Origin of the sequence: Thermoproteus sp. CP80 (assembly GCF_002077075.2) — an archaeon.
Taxonomy (GTDB): Archaea; Thermoproteota; Thermoprotei; order Thermoproteales; family Thermoproteaceae; genus Thermoproteus.
Genome location: NZ_LCWM02000014.1, coordinates 16,714 through 38,787 on the forward strand (window position 1 = coordinate 16,714; position 22,074 = coordinate 38,787).

The window sequence follows — 22,074 nt, forward strand, 5'->3', positions numbered from 1 at the left end:
GAGGTCGCGGAGGAGTATTTCAAGCTTTCCGGCCCCATCGCGGCGGGGAATACTTTATAAATCGGTCCTTGCGGGGTGCCCATGGTCGACGCCGCAGCGGCGACGCCGCCTCGACCGCTCGTGAGGGAACCCGCCGCCATAAGTAAAGGCGGAGTCGTCAAGTGGAGGACAGGCAGAGGGTTTTCAGCCGGCGAGGTGGAGAAGGCCGGCTTAACCGTGGAGCAGGCTAGGCTGCTCGGCCTCTACGTGGACGCCAGACGCAGGTCCGTCCACGAGGCCAACGTTCAGGCGCTTAGGGAATGGCTGGTCGAAATATTGGAGGGACGGGCAGCTCCCCCCAGGCCCAAGACCGCGGTATCGACGTCGATCAAGCCCAAGAGAGGGCGCGCATATAGGGGCCTAACCTCGGCGGGTAGGAGAGCCAGAGGCTTGTTGGGCGCTAGATATAAGGAGACCCACGCCAGGAAGTGGAAGAAGAAGGCGGCGGAGAGAGCCGCCAGGAAGCGGCACGAGGCGACCAAGGGCCTGGGCAATCTGCAGAGAATTTCAAAAATAATATATAAGAAATAATTATTTAAATCTACGCAAATTCTCTATCAATATCTCTATTTCTAAATTGGTTATAGCCAATGGTATATATTCACGTTTACATATCTCTAGTGCAAGGTTGTCTATCTCCTTAACTCCGTGTAGCACAATTACGGCAGGCTTTAGGTTCACCACGGCGGACATGGACTTGACGGCTATGACGGGAGATCTGCCGGTCGACACCTTTGTGAATATGGCGGCTCTCTGCGACGTCGTGCCGTATAGGCGCAGATATTCGTTCGAGGGAACCTCTAGGACCAGCTTTATGCTGTCGACCAGGGTATAGCCGTATATATCCACAGTCGGCGGCTCTATCAAGACCTCCGCATCTATTGCGTTTAAAAACTCCTTGATGGGGACGGGAGACGTGAAGTCCCGCATGTCGAGCACGGCTATCCAGTACTTCTCCTTCAATATCTGCCGCATCAGGAGGTTGACGATAGGGCTACCTCGCTCCAGGTCGGCCTCTATGAGAGCCTGGACCAGCCTCTTCACGAACCTGGCGCCGGGGAACTTCCTGCGGCCGGACTCATAATCGCTGATAACGCTCGGCGACGTGTTGAGCCGCACCGCCAACGCCGTCTGGGTCAGCCCGAAGACGAGACGCCACCTTTTTATCGCCTCGCCGGGATTCTCAGACATAATTATATCGCCCGCAATATACATCGCGACGTCCCTATACGGCTGAGTCATTGTGAAGAAATACGCATGGGAATATAATCATTTCTTTTTTGTAAACAGAGGACGTGCCGTGCCTCAAGCAAGAAAAGCTAAATATCGCTGGTACTCCCCCCACGTGATCAACAAGGACGAGCTTTTGAGCAAGATACGCGAATTGAGCTCCTCGATGGACCAGATAGAGGGGCAGATAGCCGCCATAACCAAGGAGATAGAGGATAAACGAAACGCTCTGGGCGAGGTCAGGAGGAGCCTGGCCGAGATCAGATCCCAGATAGACGGCGTAAGGGCTAAGTTCCAGAAGATAAGGGAGGATCTAAACCAACTGAGGGCCAGGCGGCAGGAGATAATAGATTCGATACGTAGGGCCAAGTCCCAGATCCTGGAGCTGAACATGGAGGCCCAGAGGCATAGGGAGAAGCTCGACGCCTACAGGAAGGCCCTCAGCGCGATCAACGAGTACGTGGGGGGCAGGCCGCTGGACAAGGAGAAGATGAAGATGCTGGTCGAGCGGCTTGAGTACTACTTCGAGACTTCGCCGACCGACCCGGAGTGGGAGCGCCAGTTCATCAGGACCATATCCGAGATAGAGGAGGAGTTGAACTTGGCGGATTCCCTCGAGAAGCTGAGGTCCCACATACAGGAGATAAGGAATAGGCTGGACGAGCTGAGGAAGAGGAAGGACGAGATCAGGCAGAACATAGCGAACCTGGTGAGCTCTCTGAACTCGGTGAAGGAGGAGATAGCTAGGCTCAAGAAGGAGAGGGAGGAGGCGTATAGGCAGCTGACGGAGCTGAAAAAGAAGAGAGAGGAGTTGAAACAGGCTAGGGACGAGCTGAAGAAAGCCATCGTGGATCTGGCGGTCAAGAGGAAGGGGCTGAGGGCCCAGCTGGCCCAACTCAGGGACGAGCTCAATAAGTACACCATACTGCTCAAGGCCGCGGACCTCTCGGAGAGGTACAAAAACGCCGTGGAGGTCCAGAACGCCAAAAGAGAGAGCTTAAGAGCGAGGGCCGAGGAGATATACCAGAAGCTGTTGAGAGGCGAGCGCCTGACCCACGAGGAGATGAAGGTGCTGGCGGAGGCCGGCTACCTAGCTGAGGAGTAGTGAGGAGGCCCCGGCAGAACTTTAGGCGTTTGCCTCTTGTAGCCGACTTGGATGGCGCATCAGTTCAATTTGTGTTTTCTACCGTCCTTCCTTCGGCGCATTGATTCGACTAAGTCTCACTAGGATTTCTCTCTCCAGATGGTTTAATTGTATCCCTCCGCCTAGAACAGTCGATATGGAACCCCCTTCGCGGGAAATCCCGTATGTGTCGAAGCGGTGTGGAAATCGAGAAAAGATTCAATAACTTATGGATGATGATGGCCATGTTCAGAATCTGAATGTCAAGAAGAAATTCAATGTGTTATAATTGAAAGAAAAAGAGAAAGAAAAGAAAGATTTTGTTTCCGCCAACCACCTCATAACGGCGTCCGCGAGTTCTGAGTAACGCATGAGACCGTACAGGTGTTCTCCATTGCATATAGTCTCTACAGTGCCGTCGTTTCTGCGGCGCACCCTCGGCTCCCTCCCCGTGAGGGCCCTCACCAATGCGGCTAGTCTCTCGGCGTCTGCCTCCCTGCCGCCGGGGGCGTCCGCTCTGGCGTAGGCGCGGCCCAAGGCCGCGTTGTCGGATCCGCGCCTGCTGAACGTCATCGTGTACTCGCGCCGTACGCCGTCAACCTCAGCCGTTATTTTGATCCTCAGGAGGGTCCTGCCGCCTCTTCCCTTATCAAACTCGGCGCCTCCGCCGAGGACGACAATCACGTGCCTCTTGCCCTCCACCTCTACCTCCACCCCCTTGACGTCCGCAAGACTTAGGGAGCTCCTCGCCCTCCCCTCCTCCACGATTTCCGCGGCTTTTTCATAGACCTCGTCGCCCTCCTCCCTGGCCCTCTGGAGTATGTACTCCACGAACTCCGCCGCGAGCCTCCGCTGTTCTTCGGAGCCGTGTATGGAGAGCCGGGCGGCGTACGCCAAGCCCTCCTTGAGGATCGAGACGTAGCCCGCCTTCCCGCCCTTCGGCATCTTGACCGTGAAGTGGACGCCCTCCACGAGACCCATGGCCCTAAGCCGCTGAACCTCCCGCTCTATGTTGTGGGGATTGGTGGATTGATATCTGACCTCGAACGTACCCTCTACCAGCCTCGCGTTGTATTTCGGCCATCCCTTCTTTAGCGTGATGCCGCCCTCCAGCTTCTCCAGCCAGCGGTTGGCCGTGTCCGCGTCCACCCAGCCGTTGCTACGCGCTGCCTTAACGATATCGACGAGGGCGCCTCTGAGCTTCTCATGGCCGGCCGCCAGCTTGTCGGTAGTAGCTTCGACGTACCACACATCTCTGCCGCCCTTCCTCTTAACCTCGGCGTCTACGCCTATAAGCTTGAGGAGGCGGGCCGCGAGCTCGGTGCGGCCGCGGTCAGTCGAGTTGAACTGGAGTTCGATTGCGTCTTTGCGCAGATAGACGCTGTATTTGACCTCGGCGCCGCCCTCCGATATGGTCAGATCTGCGGCGACGCGATCGCTTTTGGTCTTCCTCAAAACCTTCCAGCCGATGTTGACAGTCGTCTTGATACCCAGCTTTATGGCCTCAGCCAGCTTGTGGTTTATAGTCCTTTTGTCCCCTTTAAGCAGAGGAGGCCCGTAGAGGACGTAAAGACGGGCCAACTTGACCGCGTCATCGCCGGATACGACTATATGGAACGTCTTTTCGGCATCCTTAACTTTGGCCTTTATACCGTAGGCCACGAGGACGGCTCTCCAGAGCAATGCAACAGTGCGATTACCGATAATTAAGACAACCTTCCCCCTTCCTGCCGCGGACACATATCCGTCACCACCTATAGCCGCCGAGACCACCATGGCGAAGTATTTAACAGTCTCCTTGTCTATGCCCAACTTCTCCGCCTGTATAAGCAGAAGGGCCGGCGCAATAGCCTCCCTAGCCACCTTGTCGTCGTTAAGTCTCTTCACCAGCGCATTAAGCTCCCCCCGTACACCTCCGCCCAACCACCTCGTCGCGGCATCCACGACGTCACGCCAGTTATCGATTGCCCAGCGCTTGAGATCCTCCCAGCCCCCCGCCTCCACGCCCAAACTCCTGAGCCATCTACTGCTCTTGACGGCTTCGTCAAGCTTGCCGATGGGAGCATGAACCAGAAGCTGGAGCTTCGGCCCCTCTAGAGTCAAACTCATGCGGAGTCGCACGGCATCAGACCAGCCGAACAAAACCTTAGTCTCCGCCACTTGCCAGAAGTGGGAAGAAGACATGTGCAACACCTTGTTTCTCCTTCCGACTACCGCATCTATCGACACGTCAGAGGCCAGCCATCCAAGCATATACGGCAGAGGATCCTCAAGAGGCCAATGTTCTTTAAGCTCCTTTACCGCATTATCTACAACCGCGAGCTCATGCTTGAAGACTTCCCGCCATCTTGCGCCGAACATCAAGACATAGGTCTTCACCTTCTCCCTTTCGCCCTTCAGCTTTACGTCCTTAAGCCCGACGACCCTATACACCGGCGTCTCTTCGGCTCCTCTCTCCAATATGAGATGACCTCTCTCTAGGAACTTCTTGATGAAGCCGCGGTAGTACTCAGCGCCAGGCTTTAAGAACAAGCGACGAAGGGCCTCGGCGATAGTCTCCTCGACCGTAGTGGCCCCCTCCACCTTAGTCCTTTCGGCCTTGTTGTATGCTGTATTTGGTGCGTAGTAGAGAAGCCGGGCCGCCCCGCCCTCCTTAAGCCAGTACCTAGCTATTGTGCCGTATGCACTCCTTCTGCCTACAGCATAATCTCTATATGCCAGAAGTGCTGCGTATGCCTTCACGCCAAAGTTGGTGTTGTTGAATTTTGAAAACTCTGTTGCCTTCGCATCTGCCAACCTTCTCGCTATGTCTTCATCTACATTGAGGAAACTTCTCAGATCATATTTGACTATGTATTCGTTAAGCCTCTTCCTAAGAATCCTCAAGGCGTCCTCGAATGCCCTTTCCTCCTCCTCGGCCAGCCGCCTTAACGCCACGAGGTCGACCACGTATCTAGCCCTCTTGAGCAGGGACACATCGACTTCTTCCTTCCACACGGCCCTCTTCAGCCCTGTCGTCACTCTTTTCGATGTGGATTCGTAGATATCGAAGGCCTCCTCCAGCGCAAGTGTTGCATAGAAGAGGGCCCTCTTCATCCTCTCGTCCGCGGCGTATCTGCCGTATAGTCCGACGCCTCCCTCCGCCCTAAGCTCCCTCTCCGGTGTTTTATACACGGTTGTCTCCATGTCTGGAGAGGAGGTGGTCTTTATGTTGATCTGGTGCGCCGTCGACTAACTGAGTCGGGCGTTTCGGCGCATGTGGAGCGCCCGGCATGTTTCGAATCCGCCGGCCCCTTCGCGGCGTATCGGCCGCGGGGAGCATCTGCGCATACCGTCAAGTTGAGCCGCCTCGTCCGCCCCTCGGCGAATCCGCCGGCGCTTACAGGGAACATCCATGAAAAATCCGACAGGGGGCTAGCCCCCTGTCAAGCCTTTCTCGTGTACTCCCTGTAGGCGTCGAGAAAACCCGCCGAGGGGCGGTTTAATTTGTTTGTATGCCGCGGAACGTACATGGAGGATGACGCGTTCGGGCGGTGCTACGTCGCATGCATGAACCGCTGCGCGGACGACCGCCGCAGGGACCCCGCGATATGCCCTGGCGCCCCGGAGGCCGCGGAGTGCGACGAGCTCCGCCCCGCCGAGTGCAGGCCCGCCGACATCGACATGGAGCCGGCAGACTGGGAATAGCCCCCTCTTTTTCCCCTACCTCCGCACGGCGGACGCCGGCCCTAAGCCGAGGCGAGGGGGAGGCGCCGAAAAAGTCGAACCAACGCCGTCAAGGCCCTATAAAAGGGAAAAAGGGGAATTATTCCGGGGAAACACCAGATCGTGTACCAAAGTTCTTAGTATCTTCATTTCGGCGTCCATAAAGGCATATAGGCCGTGTCTCGCGAAGGGGTCGTCCTCATCCGCCAGCATTTTGGCCATCTCCATTATCTTATCCGCCTCGTCCAATATCTCCAACGCTATTTTCCTTTTCTCCTTCCTCTTTCCCTCCATGCCCATAAGGCCCTCCGGCCGCAAGACGATCGGCGGCCTCGTGCGCCGGGCCGGAGGGGGGACACGCCGGCGGGAGGCGCAAGTGGAACCGAGGCGGCTGAGGAGGGAGGTACAAGTGGAACCGACACGCCGTGGGGGTGTCGGCGAAGCGCCAAATATGGAACCGATGCGCCGAGCATACAATCGGCGGCAAAGGCAAATGGAACCGAGAGCGTATAAAACAACGGCTCAAGGGACTAATTGATAAACCCGCTCCACAGATGGCCATGTGAGGGTACTTGTCCTCTATGTCGATCGCGATGGGGATCTCAAACAAGCCGGTATAAACACCCCTGTAGTGGGCAGGGACAACGTACTGCGTCTGGGGATTCAGTACATCTTGAGGCATCCCGACGATTCTGACGCCAACGCGATATTCGCGGCGGTCAAGACCTACGACAGCCTGGAGGAGAGGTTGGGCAAGGGGAACGTCGAGGTCGCCGTCGTCTGCGGCTCGCCTGACGAAAGCGTGGCGAATCTGGCGGTGCTCGACGAGCTGGGCCAGGTCCTCTCCGTGTTTGACGCCGACGCGATATACTTCGTGTCGGATGGCCCGTCGGACGAGGCGGCCGTGATGGCGGTCCAGACGCGTAGGCCCGTCATATCGGTTGAGAGGGTCGTGGTGAAGCAGTCCAGGTCTGTGGAGGAGACCGTGTCCTTGATAAGGTACTATCTGGCCAAGGCGGTGAAGGAGCCGGAGTACAGGAGATACACCGTGGGCATACCATCATTTCTTCTGTTTTTATATGCACTATCTATATTTATAAATATTTCAATAATTTCATATATTTTAGAATTAGGTGTATTATTTTTGATGTTTTTACTTATGATGTATGGATTTGGGGTCTACGACTTCCTGAAGACGACGTTAAGGAAGTACGAAGTCACCTTCGCGGTCTCGGTTATATCTCTCTTCGCGGTCACGGTCTACTTCACACTTGCCCTCTCGGGATATATCGGCATAAAGGTGCCGCAGAGCCTATCCATACGGTACGACAGGCTGGTGCCCGCCGTGGCGCTGGTGGCCCCGATAGCCAGCTACGCCGTCGAGGGCTTTCTAAGGACGCAACGTATATCGCGTAGCGTGTTCGTTCTGGCCGCGTTCGTGTTCTCGTTCTTCTACTTCATAATACCTCCGATCGTTGAGGCGTTCGGGGGGTCCCTCGACGTGAGGGCCCTTTTCGAGGGGGTCGTGTACTTCCTGGCGGCCACAATACTGGGGATAATAGCCGCGCTTGCGGCGTCGCGTGCGCTGCCGTCTGTCGTTAAATAAACGTCATGGTTGCCTGTCGAGGGAGGAGGCCGTCTCGCTTGCCGAGGCCTACGGCTGTAGCCTCGGCGAGGAGGGCCCCGCGGTCGTGCTGGAATGCTCCGACTGCGCCGTAGCTAGAAGGGCCGCGTTCGCCCGGCCCGCGGAGTCGCCTAGAGATAAGCCCCTGGAGATGAGGGAGAGGAGCGTGGTGACCATGGACGCCCTGACGGCGCGGCTGCTGGCAAATCTGGCCATGTCCAGACCTCTGTCGAGGGTCCTGGAGCCCTTCGTCGGGTCCGGCGCCATAGCGGCGGAGGCCGAGAGGTACGGGGCCTACGTGGTGGGGGTCGATATAGATATATCCATGCTGAGGAGGGCCGCTAGGAACACGTCGGCGGATCTCGTGCAGGCCGACTCGCGCATCTTGCCCTTCCGGAGGGCGTTCGACGCGGCGGTGGGCGACGCCCCATATGGCAGAATGTCGGTGGTGGAGGGCGACGTGGAGGGCTTGGTGAGGCAGTTTCTAGATGAGGCCATGTCAGTCGTGAAGGGCCGCGTGGTGCTGGCGCTTCCCATATACTTCGACGCGCCCCAGCTGCGCAGCTGCGCTATGTATATCCACGGGGGCCTGTATAGAGTGATAGCGCTGGCTCAATCGGGAGGGGGGCCCTCGTAGAAGACCCGCCCCCTGTAGGTCCGCGGCGCTATCCAGTCGAGGAAGCGCCTGACGTCGGACGTCTCGACGGAGAATATTATCGGCCCTAGGGGGGATTCGTTGGGCTCGGTGGCGAAGGAGACCACGCCGACGTACGCCGCCTGTTTATGTAGGTTGAAGACCAGACGCCCCTCGCCGGCTATAGACCTAGAGAGCACCGAACGCGCCGAGTCTTGGATCCCCTGGCGCCATATGGCCTCCTTCAGCTTCAGAAGAGATCTGTGGCCATGCCCCCTGGCCACCAACAACGTCGTATCGCCCTCGCGCCTTATCTCGACCTCGTCCGGCTCGAAGACGTTGAGGACGGCGCGCTTCACCTTCTCGGGGTCCTCCGTGGGCCTTATCTCGGCTATCACCTCGATCTTCACAGCCTCCTCGCCACCGCCTCTACCTCGGCCTCCAGCTCCTCTACGCTCTTGTCCTCGTTGACTATTATTGCGTCGGCCCTCATGAGGAGCGCCGTGACGCCCAGCCTCATCTCTCTGTAGTCGCGCAGGGCGAACTGCGCATATGTGGCCGGGTCGTCCTCCCTGCCCCTTGCGGCGAGGCGCCTCAGACGCGTCTGCCGGGACGCCACGACGTAGACGAGGAACAGCCGCCCGAGGGCCTCCTCCAGCGCCTCGACCTCCTCGGGGCTCCTCAGCCCGTCTATCACTATCCTGTGGTCGCCCCTCACGCCGAGCCCCCGCACCACGGCCCTCATGCCGCCCTCAAGCCTTATCAAGACGGCGGCTTCGTCCGGCGTCACGCCCCTCTCCTCCGCGTACCTCCTTATTACGTCGCCCATGGTGTAGGGCTTGAAGCCGCGTTTCACGAATAGGGATGTGATCAACGTCTTTCCGCTGCCCGGCAGGCCGGCTATGCCGACAGCTACCACCGCCCAAGCCTCTGGGCAAGTATTAAAAGTTCTCCGTAGTCGGCCTCGGCCTTGAAGCCTTGAGGCGACATATGCGTCGGCGTGGCGTAGATCCCGTGCTCGCGCAGCCGCCGCACCAGCTCGGAGACGCCGACCTTTAGATCCCCCAGCTCATGGGCCAGGTAGTACCAAGGCCTCGACACCGTGTACTCGAGGGCCAGGGCGCCCAACAGACGCCTAGCCCCCTCCTCCTCGGCCCCGTCGGCCAGCTCCGACGCGAAGGCCGCGTCGCCCAGCTCTCCGACCCAAAGAGGCCCGATGGAGGACGTCCCCTCGGTCTTCGAGACGCGTCTATATCCCCCCTTGATCTCGACGTAGGCAAGACTGCGGAGCGAGTCCGAGGCGTCTCTGGCGCCCTTCACCGCCCTGCCGCAGAACCTGAAGTAGTGCCTCTCCCAATAGGCTATCAACGGCTGGAGCGCGAAGTCGTTGGCCGCCGCCACTCTGGCCAAGAAGCCCAGGAGCGCCCTCAAGCCCACCTCGACGTAGAAGGGCGTCTTGAGGAGCCTCACGCCGTATCTCCTCAACGCCTTCTCCCTATAGTTGCCCACAAGCACGGCCGTGTCGGTGGCGGTGGCGCAGAGAAGGCCGCCGTCCCTGATGGCCTGGAACGCCGACTCGGCAAAGGGGGCGGGGGAGCCGAAGGGGTCCAGGTCGACCACGTCGCACTCCCCCCTCAGCCGCCTCAACAAGATCGAGGCGTCTTCGTTGTACACCTCGGCCGATACGCCGTTCAGCTCGAGGTTCTTCCTCATCAGCTCAACTGCGGCCTTAGATATGTCGTTAAGGACGAGCCTCCCTACGGCGTTTGTCTCCAGGGCGTACCTTATGCCGCGTACGCCGGTGGCGCTCAAGGGCTCGCACACGTCGAGCCTCCTGCCCTCCATGCGCGAGAACGCGTCGAGGACCAGGACAGATATATATCTATTCCTGGACATATATCTATTGTAGAACACGGGGGCGTTCGCGGGATCTGCGTACTTGGCCGGGTCGGGCGCCCAGAAGCGGGCCCTGCCCTCCTCCAGGAGGATAAAGCTCACCTCTTCACGACCTCTACGCCGAATATGTCGGCGAGCTCCTCGGCCTTTTCGCGCCTCTCCTCGCTCTTGACTATGAACACAGGCTTGTCCTCGTACGCTATGCCGTTGGGGTGCGACTGCTCCAGCTTATAGGCGTTCGCGCCCATGGCCCTGCTCGCCTTATCTATGGAGTCGGCCCTGACGGAGACGAATATATCTATCCGCTTGAATATATCGGAGCCGAAGAACCTCGCCAGAGCCGCCGCCGACTCCTCAGGGACGCCCATCTCCCCCCGCTCGTACCTATAGACGGTCTCTCTGGAGACGGACAGCATCTCCGACAGGGCGCTCAAGCTGAGGCCGGCCTCCTCCCTGCGCTCCCGCAGGGTCTCTCCGTCCACCAGGGCGTAGCACCTTCCCCTGATCTGGAGAAACGTGGGCGCGCTTCCCCTGAAGGCCTTGGCGAGAGTGGCCAGAGAGACGAAGTTTACGTTATCGCGCCTATAGACCACGCCCTCCCTCAACACGCGGCCTCTCGCGGACGACGCCACGCCGAGGGCGGGGACGCCCAGGAACTCGGAGAGGAGCCTAACGTCGCGGAGAGCCCCTGTGGGGACGTCGTCCGCGTCGGCGGCCACCTTGACCAAGATCTTCTTCCCATCGTGCTCTACGACCATGGTGTAGGCATACGGCCTAGAGACGTCTACGAAGAGATCCACCCCGTGTTGCCTCACGACGTTCAAGGTGGCGTTGAGCAGCTTCTCCTCCACTGAAATAAATGGATCCAAAAATATATAAAGCTTAAGGGCGTATCATCGCAATGGGGAATACCCGGCAAGCCTGACCCTTGATGAGCCATTCATGGACCGAGAAAGTTATTTATCCGGAGGCCTTCTCTCCTCTGCGTGAGGCGCGTGCGGCTCAGCAACAAGGAGATCAAGGGGCTCGTCGGCAGTCTAGGCAAGGCGGGCGAGCTCATCAAGGATGCCGATGCCGTGGAGGTCATGGAGATAGAGGGAGGGCGCGTCATCTATATCGCAGACCTCCGGCCGGTGCTCCTGAAGGTCCAGGCGGCCAACTTCGGCGAGGTCTTCCTGCCCACCCTCTACTTAATACATAAGACCCCGCTGGGGCAGAAGGCGCTCTCGACGTATCCGCTGGTCTTGGTGGACGCAGGCGCCGTGAAGCATATACTCAACGGCGCAGACGTCATGAGGCCCGGGGTGAGGTCCATAGAAGGCGAGTTCGAGAGAGGCAGCCCCGTACTGATAGCCGACGAGAAGAGGAGGGTCATAGCCGTGGGCGTCGCCCTGTATCCGCGGGGCGAGATGGAGGCCATGGATCGCGGCAAGGTCATACACAACGCCCACTACCTCGGCGACAAGATATGGAAGCTATCGCTTGAGCTGGCCGAGAAATGACGACAGCAGCTCGTCGAACGACCGGTCGTCGCGCCTGTCGGCGTACCTCCTGAGGGCCTCCAGAGGCGGCGAGAGGCCCAACGCCCTCAGCAGATTGGCGACCTGCGTGACGTTCTGCGCCTTCCCGAGACGGGCCGACTCGAAATCCAGAATGACGGCCCTCCCGCCCCGGACGACGAGCACGTGCCTCCCGGGTCTGGACAGCTCGCCGTGCGAGATCCCCGCCAGATCCAGCGCCCGCGCCTGTCTGAGCAGATCGGCCACAAGCCCGGCCCTCTCCTCAACTCCGGCGGCCCTCCACCACTCGGCGATGGGCACGCCCTCGACGTACTCCATAACCAGCACGTCCCTGGTATATGCATACAGCCTAGGGCCTACGCCGGCTCTGTTGGCCATCTGGAGATGGCGGGCCTCGTCCAGCAGATGCGGCCTCTGGGCATCCCCCCTCCTTATCTTGCAGGCGTAGACGTCGCCGTAGGCGGATCTGCAGAGCACCACGACCCCGTTGTTGCCCTTGCCCAGAAGGCGCACGGGGCCCCACATCACGCCGCCGCCCAGCTCTGCCCTCAGGCCCAGCGAAGACAGCTGCATGGCCACCTCCGCCAGATGGGCCAGATCGCCGCCTATAGCCAGCGCAAGGGCCTCCCTCAACTTCATATATACACAGTCAGTGCCGGTATATGAGCACTAGGAGAGATCTCGTGGTGAAGCGAATCGCCGAGCTGGTGAGAGCCGGCGCTACGCTTACCTCCTACACGTGCCCCGCCTGCGGCACCGTCCTAGTGAGGCTCAAGACAGGCGAATACTACTGCGCCAACTGCGAAAGGACCGTGGTCGTGGTTAAGTCGGAGGAGGAGGCCCAGAAGGTTTCCGAGGTATACAGCCTCAGAGAGGTCAGGCAGACCGTCTTCAACAAGATATTGACGCTCGGCAGAGAGATAGGCGAGCTAGACGGCGAAGAGCTCTACGACAGGCTGAGGACGCTCTCGATTCTATTGGATATCTACGAGAAGCTCAGCAAGATGAGCGGCTCGTGACGCCGCCCCTTCACGGATCTGAGGGGGCTCGTCCTCTTTTGTCAGCGCTGCATACCTTCGTCATCTATAGGGAGCGGTGATCCTCATCACGTTAAAAGGCGTGCTCCAGTATATATGTGATGACGTGGTCCTACTGCGAGGCGTGAGCGGACCCCTACCCGTCTGATAAAAAGGTTATATAGGTAGGAAAAGTGGCTTATATGAGGGCGGCTAGATTCTACGGGCCGGGGAGGCCCTTGGTCATAGAGGATGTGCCTAGGCCTAGGCCCGGGCCCGGCGAGGTTGTGGTCAAGGTTAAGGCGGCCGGCGTCTGCCATACGGAGCTCCACTTCCTCGAGGGGGTGCTCAACCTCGGGGTTGTGCCCGTGACGTTGGGCCACGAGATAGCCGGCGTGGTCGAGGAGGTGGGTCCGGGCGTGGAGGAGCCTAAGCCGGGCGACAGGGTACTCGTATACTACTATGTGGGGTGCGGCAAGTGCAGGTTCTGTCTGAGAGGTGAGGAGAACCTCTGCGAGAGCCCTAGGGCCGAGTACGGCTTCATAACTGACGGCGGATACGCCGAGTATATAAAAGTGCCTGCGAGGAACGCGGTGAGGCTTCCCGACAACATAACGTTCGAGCAGGCGGCGCCCATAGGCTGTAGCGTCACGACGGCGATACACGCCACTAGGAGGGCGAGGCCCGAGGTAGGCGAGTACGTAGCGGTCTACGGCGTCGGCGCCGTGGGCTTCGCCTTGATACAATACAACAAGCTGATCGGCGCGAAGGTCATAGCCATAGGCAGATCCGAGAGAAAGCTGCAGCTGGCCGAGGAGCTGGGAGCCGATTACGTCATCAACGCGAGGTCTGAGGACGTCGTTGAAAGGGCTCTGGAAATAACGGACGGCCGGGGCGTCGACGTGGTCTACGAGCTGGTGGGCATTAGGGAGACCATGGACAACTCGCTGAGGATGTTGGCGAAGAGGGGCCGCCTGGTCCTAATAGGCTATTGGCGCGACAAGCTGGAGGCTAACCCCCTCGACCTGGTCGTCAAGGAGGCGACGATAACGGCGTCTGTGGGCAATACCCTCGAGGAGCTGGTGGAGGCCGTGCGTCTGGTTTCCGAGGGCAAGGTAAAGGTCGTGGTGGACAGAGTCGCGGGTCTCGGCGAGATAAACAACGAGCTCGAGAGGCTTAGAAGGGGCGAGGTTGTAGGCAGAGTGGTGATCAACCCCGAAATCTGAAGGAGATTTCGAAGGAGAACTCGGCCGCCTCGCCTGGCCGTAATATCTTCAGCCCCATGCCGTTGTGATAGGCATCAGGCGCCCCCGACATCGGCTCGACCGCCACGGCGCCCTCCACGCCCGTGTATACCTGTATATACGGCATATTGTATCTGCGGACCTCGACGACCGAGTAGGGCGACTCGAGAACGACGGGGTCGCGGCCCACCAGGAAGCAATCGTCGTAGACGCCCTCGACCCCGAACTCGTGCGGGGCGAGCTCCCCCGTGGGGATCTTGTCGACGGCGACGCATCTGAGCGGGCCCTCGGCCCTCAGCCTCCACGGGCGCGACACGACGAAGTAGGGATGTGCGCCGACCACCAAGGGCGCCCTCCTCTGGCCTATGTTGACGACCCTTAACGAGACGCTGAGCGAGCTCCCGGAGAGCCGGTAGTCGGCTGTGCACGAGATCGCCGAGGGATAGCCCGGATGGAGGAGGCCCAGCTGGAACTCGGCGAAGTCGTCGCCGTGTTTGGCCAACGTCCAGTCCATGGCCATCGCCAGGCCGTGTATGGCGTGGCCCTCCGCGTTTCTCGGAAGCTCGTAGACCACGCCGTCCAGCTCGTAGACGCCGCCCCTGACCCTATTGGCGAAAGGCACGAGCAGCGCCATGCCGCCCCTGGTCTGCCTATCGACGGAGCCCGGCAGAACCACGTCCCTGCCGCCCTGTCTAAGCGAGGATAGATACGCGCCCCTCGCATGGAGGACAGCCTCCGTCGAGCCCGCCCTGAGCGTTATCATAAAAATAAGTGAGGGGTATTTTTTCATGCTCAAGAGGGAGCTCGTAAGGCTGTTGGAGGAAGATGCCGAGTTCAGAGATCTGGCGAGAGCTAAGCTGGGTATCGCCGAGCTGGCGCAGGGCCTCCAGAGGCTGACGCAAGTCCTCGAGGGCCTCGCGGCGGAGATAAGGGAGCAGAACGCCGTAACGAAGGCGCTCGCCGAGGCCTGTAGGAACAGCTCCTCGGATATAGCTGCGCTCAAGTCGTTGGCGGAGAAGGAGGTGGAGGCCATAGGGACGCTCGCGAAGATCGTGGAGCAAGTTGCCGAAAGGCTTGAGAGGGGACAGGCCGAGGCGGCCAGCTCCATCGGTGCGAAGGTCGTCGAGGCGACCGAAGCAGTGAGGAAGTTAGACGAGGCTCTACGAAGACTTATCGCCACCATCTGACGTAGGCGCCCGGCTGCGCCGACCTCCGGGCCTAGGCAACCGCGCGGCGGGGACGGCCGTCCCCTCTACATGGAGGGGATACACTGGGGAGCCTAGATGCCGCAGAGAGGAAGTGCCCTCCTGCCAGCACGCCGGTTTCCCGGGCCCTTGCGGAGCCCAGTACTCCCGCGCGCGGCGCCGGCCTTAGCTTCCGGGTTCTGACGAGTCCGGGCGAACACCGGCGCCTGTGGCCGGCTCAGAGGGCATCTGCCACAAGAGCTTGGTTTTTTAAGTATTTTGTCCGCCGTACGTGCCGACGCCATGCCGGCGGAACGTACACAGCCCTGGCGCAGGCCGTTGCGCCTAGGCAAGCCCGCCCTCGCGTCAGACGGCTCCACGCCTCTACGGCCTTCCGTATCCCCCTCCGCCGGGGGTCTCGATAACCACCTCGTCGCCCTCGGCCAGCTCGACCGTCTCGCTCCCTATGGTCTTGACCCCGCCGCGCCTCCTCACGGTCACCCTCCCGGGCCTGCCGGGCTCTCCGCCCTCGAGGCCCCAGGGCCCTATCTCCAGCCTGCTGGCTATTATCGAGAGCGTCGTCGGCGCGAGGACCTTGAACGCTCTGACTATGCCGTCTCCGCCCGGATGCCTCCCGCGCCCCCCGCTGCCCTCTCTGATTGTATATGCGGTGAATCTGACGGGGTATTCCCGCTCCGCGATCTCTATGGGCGTGTTGAGGGTGTTGGTCATGTTGACATGGACTCCCGACACGCCGGGGCCGTTCGGCCTGCCGCCCGACCCGCCGCCTATGGTCTCGTAGTACGACCAATAGCGGCCGCGCCAGACGCCGCCCATCATGACGTTCATCATCGTGCCGGAGCCCGCCGCCGGTATTCTGCCCGGCAGGGCCTTGGAGAGCGCCAGGAAGGTCACGTCGGCGACCCTCTGGCTGGTCTCGAGGTTGCCGGCGCCTACGGCCGCGGGCTTCACGGGATTTACCAACGTGCCCTCGGGCGCCTTGACCTTCACGACGCTGTAGAAGCCGTGGTTGGTGGGCAGATGGCCGCCTATCGCCGACCTGACGGCGAACGAGACCGCCGAGAAGGTGACGCCCAGCACCGCGTTCAGCGGCGCCTCGACCTGCCGCGCGGTGCCCTCGAAGTCGGCGGTTATGCCGCCCTCGGATATCTCGAGGGAGAGCCTTATGGGGAGGAGCTCGCCGGCCCAATCCAAGCGGTCCTCGGCCTCGTATCTACCCGCGGGCCATTTGCCCACCTCGGCGAGCGCGAGCCTCCTGCCGTATTCGACCGCCTCGCGCCACTGTTCCGACACGTCGCCGAATTTCTCGAAGAGGTCCCTCACCCGGGCGGCCCCCACGCGCGACGCGGCGAGCTGCGCCTCCAGATCCCCTCTGGCCACCGCCGGCGTCTTGAAGTTCTCGAGGATGAAGCCCAGCGCCTCCCTGTTGATCTGGCCGCGCCTAAGTATCTTGACGGGCGGCACCACGACCCCCTCCTCGTATATGGTCTTGGCTCGCGGGTTCAATGAGGCGGGGAGGGGCCCGCCGGCGTCGACGTAGTGCGCCTTCGAGGCTATATAGGCGACGAGCCTCCCGCGCCAATACACGGGGTAGAGCACCATGACGTCGTTCAGATGCGTGCCCGAGATGTAGGGATCGTTGGTGAGCACGGCGTCTCCATCCTCGAGATCGACCCCCTCGCCGGCCAGACGGCCCAGCAGATTCGCCACGCCTATGTGGAAAGACCCGAGGTGGACCGGTATGTGCTCGGCCTGCGCTATTATGCGCCCCTCGGCGTCGACTACGGCGACGCTGTGGTCCATGCGCTCCCTTATATTCGGCGAGAACGCCGAGTTCCTCAACGCTATCCCCGCCTCCTCGGCCACGTACTCGGTCGCCCTGTGCACTATCTCCCACCTCATAGCCTGAGCTCCAACACGCCGAGCTTCCCGACGGTCGCCCTCCACCGCGGCGGCACCACCGTGGTCGAGTAGTCCTCGATTATCAACGCAGGCCCCCTCACCTCGAACCCCAGCGGCAATTCCTCCCTGACGTACACAGAGGCCTCAGTCCAGCCGTCGAAGTAGACCTCCTTCTCGGACGGCTCGGGGGAGCCGGACTTCGGAGGATCCCTGAGGCGCGGCTTGGCTCTCTTGACCACTGCGAAGACGCGGATCGTGACTATCTCAACGTCTCTGTCCAGCTTGAAGCCGTAAGTCGCCGCGTGCCTCTCCTCGAAGGCCTTCCTTATGGCGTCGCGGGACGCGTCGGCGCCGACGGGGACCGTGAGCTCCCATCCCTGGCCGGCGTAGCGCACGTCGGCGTATCTCAGGAAGTAGTCGGGGCTGTGCCTGGCGAGCCGCCTTTCCAGCTCCTCGAAGCCTGCCGCGGGGTCCCTGGGATACGCCATCCTCGCCTCGAACTTGAAGTCGGCCATCAACATGCCCAGCGACGTGAAGACGCCCGGCATGGGCGGTATGAGGACTCTGTTTACGCCCATCTCCTCCGCCACCTCCGCCGCATGCTGGGGCCCAGCTCCGCCGAAGGCCATCAGGGCGAACTGCGCGGGGTCCAAGCCCCTTTCAACCGTCACGAGCCTTATGGCGCGCGCCATCTCCAGGTCCACAAGCTTTATCGCAGACGCCGCCACGTCCACCGGGTCGCCCAACTTGGCGAGGGCCCTCTCTGCGGCCTCCACGTCCAGCCTCATGCGGCCGCCCGCGATCGCGCTGGGTATCCTCCCCAAGATCAGGTTGGCGTCCGTTATCGTCGGCTCGCTCCCGCCCCTGCCGTACGAGACGGGGCCCGGCTCCGCGCCCGCGCTTAGAGGCCCCACCCTGAGCGCGCCTCCGGCGTCCCTCCAGATTATGGTCCCGCCGCCCGCGGAAACCTCGGCGAGGTCCACGAAGGGGAACCTCACAGGATAGCCGGATCCCTTGACCGTCCTCCCCCTATGGCTCTCTCCTCCGACCTCGTACTCGGTCGTTATGGCCGGCTCGAAGTCGACGACGGTGCCGGCCTTAGCGGTCGTGCCGCCCATATCGAAGGAGATCACGCGCCGCTCGCCCAGCATCCTGGCAAGCTCCGCCGCCGCCACGACCCCAGCAGCCGGCCCCGACTCGACGAGCTGCACGGGCCTCCTGGCCGCCTCGTCGATGGTGATGAGGCCGCCCGAGCTGGCCATAGCGTAGATCCTTCCGCCGCGCGCCTTCACGTAGTCGTCCAGTTTAGCCAGGTACCTCCCCACGAGCGGCATCAACGCGGCGTTGACCACAGCCGTGGAGAACCTCTCGTACTCCCTGGCCTCCCACGCCGCCTCGTAGGAGGCCGTCACGTACTCGAAATGCCTCCTCAACACGCCCGCCGCGGCCTCCTCGTTGGACGGGTTGGCGTAGGAGTGGAGGAAGCCCACGGCGACGCTGACGACGCCGGCGGACTTGGCCCTCCGCGCCAGCTCCTCGACCTCGCGGAGGTCCACCGCCCTCTCCACGGTCCCGTCCGGCAGAGTCCTCTCGTCGACCTCGAAGCGGAGCTCCCGCGGCACTATCTGCCTCGGCTTCTGGAAGTAGAGGTCGTACAGCCTGGGCCTGTTCTGCCTCCCTATCTCTATCACGTCTCGGAAGCCCCTCGTGGTGAAGAAGGCCACCTTGGGGAGCTCAAGCCCCACCTGGCCCAGCAGCGCGTTGGTGCCTATGGTGGACGCGTGGAGCACCTCAGAGAATTTGACCGACGAGAGGCCCTCGACGACCGCCCTCTCGGGCTCTCTGGGCGTCGTCAAGATCTTGAGCGTCTTTATCTCGCCGTCCCCGCCGACTATGACGAAGTCGGTAAAGGTGCCCCCCACGTCGACTCCAACCAGGCTCATGTCCCTGCGGTGCTCAGCCCCCTGGGCCTATATGCGACCACCCCGAGGAGGCCTATCAGGGCGAGGGCCGCCAGATAGACGCCAGCCCAGATGCGGCCGTAGGGGAGGATGACCGTCATGATGTACGGCGCCGTGCTCGCAAGGACGGTATTGCCTATCTGGTAGGCTGACGAGACCCCCGTGTTCCTCACAAGCGTCGGGAATATCTCAGCGAGATACGCCGCCTCGGGCGTGTAGACTATGCCGTGGGCGAGCCCGGTCAAGGCGACCAACGCCGTCAAGACCGCCGCGTTGGAAAGACCCTGTTCGACCAACAGGGCCGCTATTATGAACATGACGAACCCGACCGCTATGGGCACCACGTTGCCGAGACGCTCGGCGAAAAAGCCGCTGATGATCACCCCGACTAGGTCTAGGACTGCGAACAGAATTATTATCGTGAATTTCTCGGCGGCCGATACCAGATTTATGGCGCTGGCCACGTTGGGGAGGAAAGTATTGCCGTAGTAGAACACGGCCCCGGCGGCTCCGGCCAGAAATATGCCGACAAGCAACGGCGCCCAGTGCCTGAGGAAGACGCCGCCTATCGGGTTCTCGGGCTTAGCGACAGCGCGTCTGGCCTCGAGGTATTCGATAGTCTCGCCGAATCTAATCCTGAAGAGGATGCCTATGATGGCTATGATGAGGGATAGGAGAAACGCGATCCTCCAGCCCCACGCCGCCACGGCGCCGTTGCCCAGGGCTACGGTCAAGCCCAGCATGACGGCGGCCGCCAGCAGCAGGCCGAGAGGCACGCCGCTCTGGACGAATAACATGAACAGACGCCGCCTCTTGACGTTTTCAAACAAGTAGTTGACCGCAGAGCCCCACTCGCCGCCGAGCGCCAGGCCCTGCAGAAGCCTCAACGCGACGACGGTTATGATGGCGGCCGAACCCCAGGCCGAGTACGAAGGCACGGCGCCTATCAGCGCGGTGGCCAACCCAGCGAGAGTCAAGGTCCAGAACATGGCTTGCCTCCTGCCGTAGCGGTCGCCAATGTATCCAAAGAGCAACGCCCCGATTGGACGCGCCAGATAGCCCAGGAAGAATGCGAGAAATACGCTGGCCAGCTCCGCCAGAGGGTTCTTGGAGGGGAAGAAGGCGGCGCCCACGTAGGTGGCCGCCACTACGAAGAGAAACGCGTCGTACCACTCCAGGAGAGTCCCCGACATGACTCCGGCCACGAGCCCCGGTCCCACCTTTAGACTCGGTCCCACCTTTGGTTGGGCCATATTAGGCTGAAAGAACCAATTTAAATAGAACTATGGTATAAAGTACATGAATTTAGGTAGACCTAGGTCTCCCTTCAAATATATGGGGCTTATCGCCTCGGCGATCTTCTGGACAACGGCGGCCCTGTCCATAGCCGTCAACCCCTGGTTCGATTTCTTCAGGGACGCCTTCAGCGACCTAGGGGGGCCCGGCGCCGGCGACCCCTGGATCTACAACACGGGCTTGATCGTGGCGGCCGCATTCCTGGGACTTTTTTCGATGGACATAATAGCGTCTTCGTCCAACAAGCTGGAGGCGGTGGGCGGCGCCTATATATCCATATCGGCCGTCTTCCTCGCCTTGATAGGTATATACCACGCGGGCACCCGGCCTCACGTATTTGTCTCCACCTGGTTTTTCATACAGGCCTTCCTCGGCTTCTTGATATACGGGCTGGGCCTAGCCCTCGCCGGAGGGGAACGGCTCGGTCTGTCGTATGCGGCCGTATTCCTGGCCGCCCTGGCGGGCGCCCTAGCGGCGCCTTGGCCCTCGGCGGCCGCGTTGGAGGCGTACGAGATAGTGCTCCTCACGGCGGGAGCCGCCCTATATGTCGTGGGCCGTCGATAAAGCGCAGAGCCGTAGGGAGCCGGAGCCGCGCTCACAGCGGGCTCCGCGGCCCTCTCGGCGGCCGATCCTGCCGTATAGCTGGGCCGGCCGGGATAAAAGCGTTTCGCCGATCTGCTGAGCCAGTGCACGGAGCTCCGAAAATCTTCGGTTAACATCGCTAATTGCGTGCACAAGTTTTTATAGGGAAATCCCTACTGGTTCCATGAATTGGCTCCAGCTATTGCTGAACCCTCCAAGCGGCCTACATCTGGGAGAGATACTGCTGATATCCTTCATATTGGGCATCCTGCACGGCGCGACGCCGGATGAACATACCTGGCCCATAACGTTCAGCTACGCCGTAGGTAAATACAGCACCCGCGGCGGCATGAAGGCCGGGTTCCTATTCTCGCTCGGCTTTACCGTACAAAGGGCGCTCTTGACCACGCTGGGATATCTAGGCCTCGCCCAGATATATAACCAGTACAACCTCGACGGGCCTGTATACGTGGCGGTGGGCGTCGCCATGGCGGCCGCCGGCCTCTACGTCATTAAGGGCAGGTACGTCCACCTACCCATCGACGTCCTGCTGGGAGGACGTAGACATCACAGCGACGAGGTCGGAGGAGTTCCCATGCACGAGCTCGAGGAGAGGGACGTCCCGTTGGGCATGACCGTGGTGCACGGCCTCATAGCCGGCTTCGGCTTCGGCGCCTACGCGAGCGTGATAACCTTCGTCTTGGCCCCCCAGACGGGGTCTATCGCCTACGCGCCGCTCCCCGGCCTCTTCTTCGGGCTCGGCACTATGGCCGTGCAGGTGGTCTTCGGCGCGTTATTCGGGGCCATCATGAGGATGAGGGGCCTCACCGAGGAACAGATAAGGAGGGCGGCGAGGCGGACTGCCGGCTTTACGCTCTACTACGGCGGCCTCCTCTTCATAGCGGCCGGCGGCCTGATCGTCGCGTTGCCGGAGGTCGACGCGTGGGCCGTCGCCACCGGAGTCCCCGTCCCCAACCTCGACTCGATAAACATAGGCACGATACTGGTGCTCGCCGTGGTCGGCATCCTGGGCATAGGCACCATGTTGAGGGAAATAGGCATTGGAAGAGGACGTAGGCCATAGGCCCTTACCCACG

General features: G+C 61.0%; 22 protein-coding genes and 1 rRNA gene. 10 read left to right on the forward strand and 13 right to left on the reverse strand.

Going from position 1 to position 22,074, the window contains the following annotated elements; genetic code table 11:
- Positions 1 to 81 precede the first annotated feature (81 nt).
- Positions 82 to 570: a ribosomal protein L13e gene (locus tag B7L68_RS04200; RefSeq protein WP_081246439.1), complete on the forward strand. Its 489-nt coding sequence runs from the start codon at positions 82 to 84 to the stop codon at positions 568 to 570.
- Here the strand turns inward: B7L68_RS04200 and B7L68_RS04205 are convergent, their stop codons facing one another.
- Positions 571 to 1,281: a helix-turn-helix domain-containing protein gene (locus B7L68_RS04205; protein WP_081246440.1), complete on the reverse strand. Its 711-nt coding sequence runs from the start codon at positions 1,279 to 1,281 to the stop codon at positions 571 to 573.
- A gap of 103 nt (positions 1,282 to 1,384) precedes the next feature.
- On the opposite strand from B7L68_RS04205, the gene B7L68_RS04210 reads away from it, so the two are divergent.
- Positions 1,385 to 2,374, forward strand: coding sequence for a coiled-coil protein (locus tag B7L68_RS04210; RefSeq protein ID WP_081246441.1), 990 nt, complete (start codon positions 1,385 to 1,387; stop codon positions 2,372 to 2,374).
- Between the two features lie 267 nt (positions 2,375 to 2,641).
- On the opposite strand, the gene B7L68_RS04215 is transcribed toward B7L68_RS04210, so the two are convergent.
- Complete coding sequence (locus tag B7L68_RS04215; protein WP_081246442.1) at positions 2,642 to 5,578, reverse strand: PaRep2b protein; 2,937 nt, start codon at positions 5,576 to 5,578, stop codon at positions 2,642 to 2,644.
- A 597-nt stretch (positions 5,579 to 6,175) separates the two neighbouring features.
- On the reverse strand, positions 6,176 to 6,391 hold the full coding sequence (locus B7L68_RS04220) for a hypothetical protein (RefSeq protein ID WP_081246443.1): 216 nt from the start codon (positions 6,389 to 6,391) through the stop codon (positions 6,176 to 6,178).
- A gap of 268 nt (positions 6,392 to 6,659) precedes the next feature.
- On the opposite strand from B7L68_RS04220, the gene B7L68_RS04225 reads away from it, so the two are divergent.
- Entirely contained in the window at positions 6,660 to 7,703 is a 1,044-nt protein-coding gene (locus B7L68_RS04225; protein ID WP_081246444.1) for a DUF373 family protein, read from the forward strand.
- Positions 7,678 to 8,358 carry a TRM11 family methyltransferase gene (locus B7L68_RS04230; protein WP_081246445.1) on the forward strand — a complete coding sequence of 227 codons (681 nt, stop codon included), beginning with the start codon at positions 7,678 to 7,680 and terminating at the stop codon, positions 8,356 to 8,358. The genes B7L68_RS04225 and B7L68_RS04230 overlap by 26 nt, the downstream gene beginning before the upstream one ends.
- Here B7L68_RS04230 and B7L68_RS04235 read toward each other — a convergent pair.
- From B7L68_RS04235 to B7L68_RS04250, 4 genes are read right to left on the reverse strand one after another with little or no spacing between them, the layout of a single operon-like run.
- Positions 8,334 to 8,765 (reverse strand): RNA-binding domain-containing protein, encoded by a 432-nt coding sequence (locus tag B7L68_RS04235; RefSeq protein WP_081246446.1) that lies wholly within the window; start codon positions 8,763 to 8,765, stop codon positions 8,334 to 8,336. The genes B7L68_RS04230 and B7L68_RS04235 overlap by 25 nt on opposite strands.
- Entirely contained in the window at positions 8,762 to 9,274 is a 513-nt protein-coding gene (locus B7L68_RS04240; RefSeq protein ID WP_081246447.1) for an AAA family ATPase, read from the reverse strand. The genes B7L68_RS04235 and B7L68_RS04240 overlap by 4 nt, the downstream gene beginning before the upstream one ends.
- Positions 9,268 to 10,353: a tRNA (guanine(26)-N(2))-dimethyltransferase gene (locus B7L68_RS04245; protein ID WP_081246448.1), complete on the reverse strand. Its 1,086-nt coding sequence runs from the start codon at positions 10,351 to 10,353 to the stop codon at positions 9,268 to 9,270. The genes B7L68_RS04240 and B7L68_RS04245 overlap by 7 nt, the downstream gene beginning before the upstream one ends.
- The gene (locus B7L68_RS04250) at positions 10,350 to 11,102 is read right to left on the reverse strand and encodes a helix-turn-helix domain-containing protein (protein ID WP_081246449.1); all 753 of its coding nucleotides are present in this window, start codon (positions 11,100 to 11,102) and stop codon (positions 10,350 to 10,352) included. The genes B7L68_RS04245 and B7L68_RS04250 overlap by 4 nt, the downstream gene beginning before the upstream one ends.
- Positions 11,103 to 11,237: 135 nt before the next feature.
- On the opposite strand from B7L68_RS04250, the gene B7L68_RS04255 reads away from it, so the two are divergent.
- Complete coding sequence (locus B7L68_RS04255; protein ID WP_081246450.1) at positions 11,238 to 11,753, forward strand: PUA domain-containing protein; 516 nt, start codon at positions 11,238 to 11,240, stop codon at positions 11,751 to 11,753.
- Here B7L68_RS04255 and B7L68_RS04260 read toward each other — a convergent pair.
- Positions 11,727 to 12,410: an RIO1 family regulatory kinase/ATPase gene (locus B7L68_RS04260; RefSeq protein WP_081246451.1), complete on the reverse strand. Its 684-nt coding sequence runs from the start codon at positions 12,408 to 12,410 to the stop codon at positions 11,727 to 11,729. The genes B7L68_RS04255 and B7L68_RS04260 overlap by 27 nt on opposite strands.
- 23 nt (positions 12,411 to 12,433) lie before the next feature.
- On the opposite strand from B7L68_RS04260, the gene B7L68_RS04265 reads away from it, so the two are divergent.
- On the forward strand, positions 12,434 to 12,790 hold the full coding sequence (locus B7L68_RS04265) for an Sjogren's syndrome/scleroderma autoantigen 1 family protein (RefSeq protein ID WP_081246452.1): 357 nt from the start codon (positions 12,434 to 12,436) through the stop codon (positions 12,788 to 12,790).
- Positions 12,791 to 12,990: 200 nt separating this feature from the next.
- Complete coding sequence (locus tag B7L68_RS04270; protein ID WP_081246453.1) at positions 12,991 to 14,013, forward strand: zinc-binding dehydrogenase; 1,023 nt, start codon at positions 12,991 to 12,993, stop codon at positions 14,011 to 14,013.
- Here B7L68_RS04270 and B7L68_RS04275 read toward each other — a convergent pair.
- Complete coding sequence (locus B7L68_RS04275) at positions 13,997 to 14,794, reverse strand: aldose 1-epimerase (protein WP_081246454.1); 798 nt, start codon at positions 14,792 to 14,794, stop codon at positions 13,997 to 13,999. The two genes, B7L68_RS04270 and B7L68_RS04275, sit on opposite strands and share 17 nt — an antisense overlap.
- A 25-nt stretch (positions 14,795 to 14,819) precedes the next feature.
- Between B7L68_RS04275 and B7L68_RS04280 the strand changes: the two genes are divergently transcribed.
- Positions 14,820 to 15,218, forward strand: a complete 399-nt coding sequence (locus tag B7L68_RS04280; RefSeq protein ID WP_081246455.1) for a hypothetical protein — start codon at positions 14,820 to 14,822, stop codon at positions 15,216 to 15,218.
- A 118-nt stretch (positions 15,219 to 15,336) separates the two neighbouring features.
- Here B7L68_RS04280 and rrf read toward each other — a convergent pair.
- The 4 genes from rrf to B7L68_RS04300 form a co-directional block, all read right to left on the reverse strand.
- Positions 15,337 to 15,456, reverse strand: a 5S ribosomal RNA gene (rrf, locus tag B7L68_RS04285).
- A 143-nt stretch (positions 15,457 to 15,599) separates the two neighbouring features.
- Positions 15,600 to 17,138, reverse strand: a complete 1,539-nt coding sequence (locus B7L68_RS04290; protein WP_081246456.1) for a hydantoinase B/oxoprolinase family protein — start codon at positions 17,136 to 17,138, stop codon at positions 15,600 to 15,602.
- The gene (locus B7L68_RS04295; RefSeq protein WP_081246457.1) at positions 17,135 to 19,081 is read right to left on the reverse strand and encodes a hydantoinase/oxoprolinase family protein; all 1,947 of its coding nucleotides are present in this window, start codon (positions 19,079 to 19,081) and stop codon (positions 17,135 to 17,137) included. Before B7L68_RS04295 ends, B7L68_RS04290 begins: the two co-directional genes overlap by 4 nt.
- A complete protein-coding gene (locus tag B7L68_RS04300; RefSeq protein WP_238136320.1) occupies positions 19,078 to 20,292 on the reverse strand; it encodes an MFS transporter in 1,215 nt (404 codons plus the stop codon). Before B7L68_RS04300 ends, B7L68_RS04295 begins: the two co-directional genes overlap by 4 nt.
- A 106-nt stretch (positions 20,293 to 20,398) precedes the next feature.
- Here B7L68_RS04300 and B7L68_RS04305 point away from each other — a divergent pair, with 106 nt between their 5' ends.
- The gene (locus tag B7L68_RS04305; RefSeq protein ID WP_081246459.1) at positions 20,399 to 20,959 is read left to right on the forward strand and encodes a DUF998 domain-containing protein; all 561 of its coding nucleotides are present in this window, start codon (positions 20,399 to 20,401) and stop codon (positions 20,957 to 20,959) included.
- Between the two features lie 202 nt (positions 20,960 to 21,161).
- Positions 21,162 to 22,061, forward strand: coding sequence for a hypothetical protein (locus B7L68_RS04310; protein WP_081246460.1), 900 nt, complete (start codon positions 21,162 to 21,164; stop codon positions 22,059 to 22,061).
- Positions 22,062 to 22,074 lie beyond the last annotated feature (13 nt).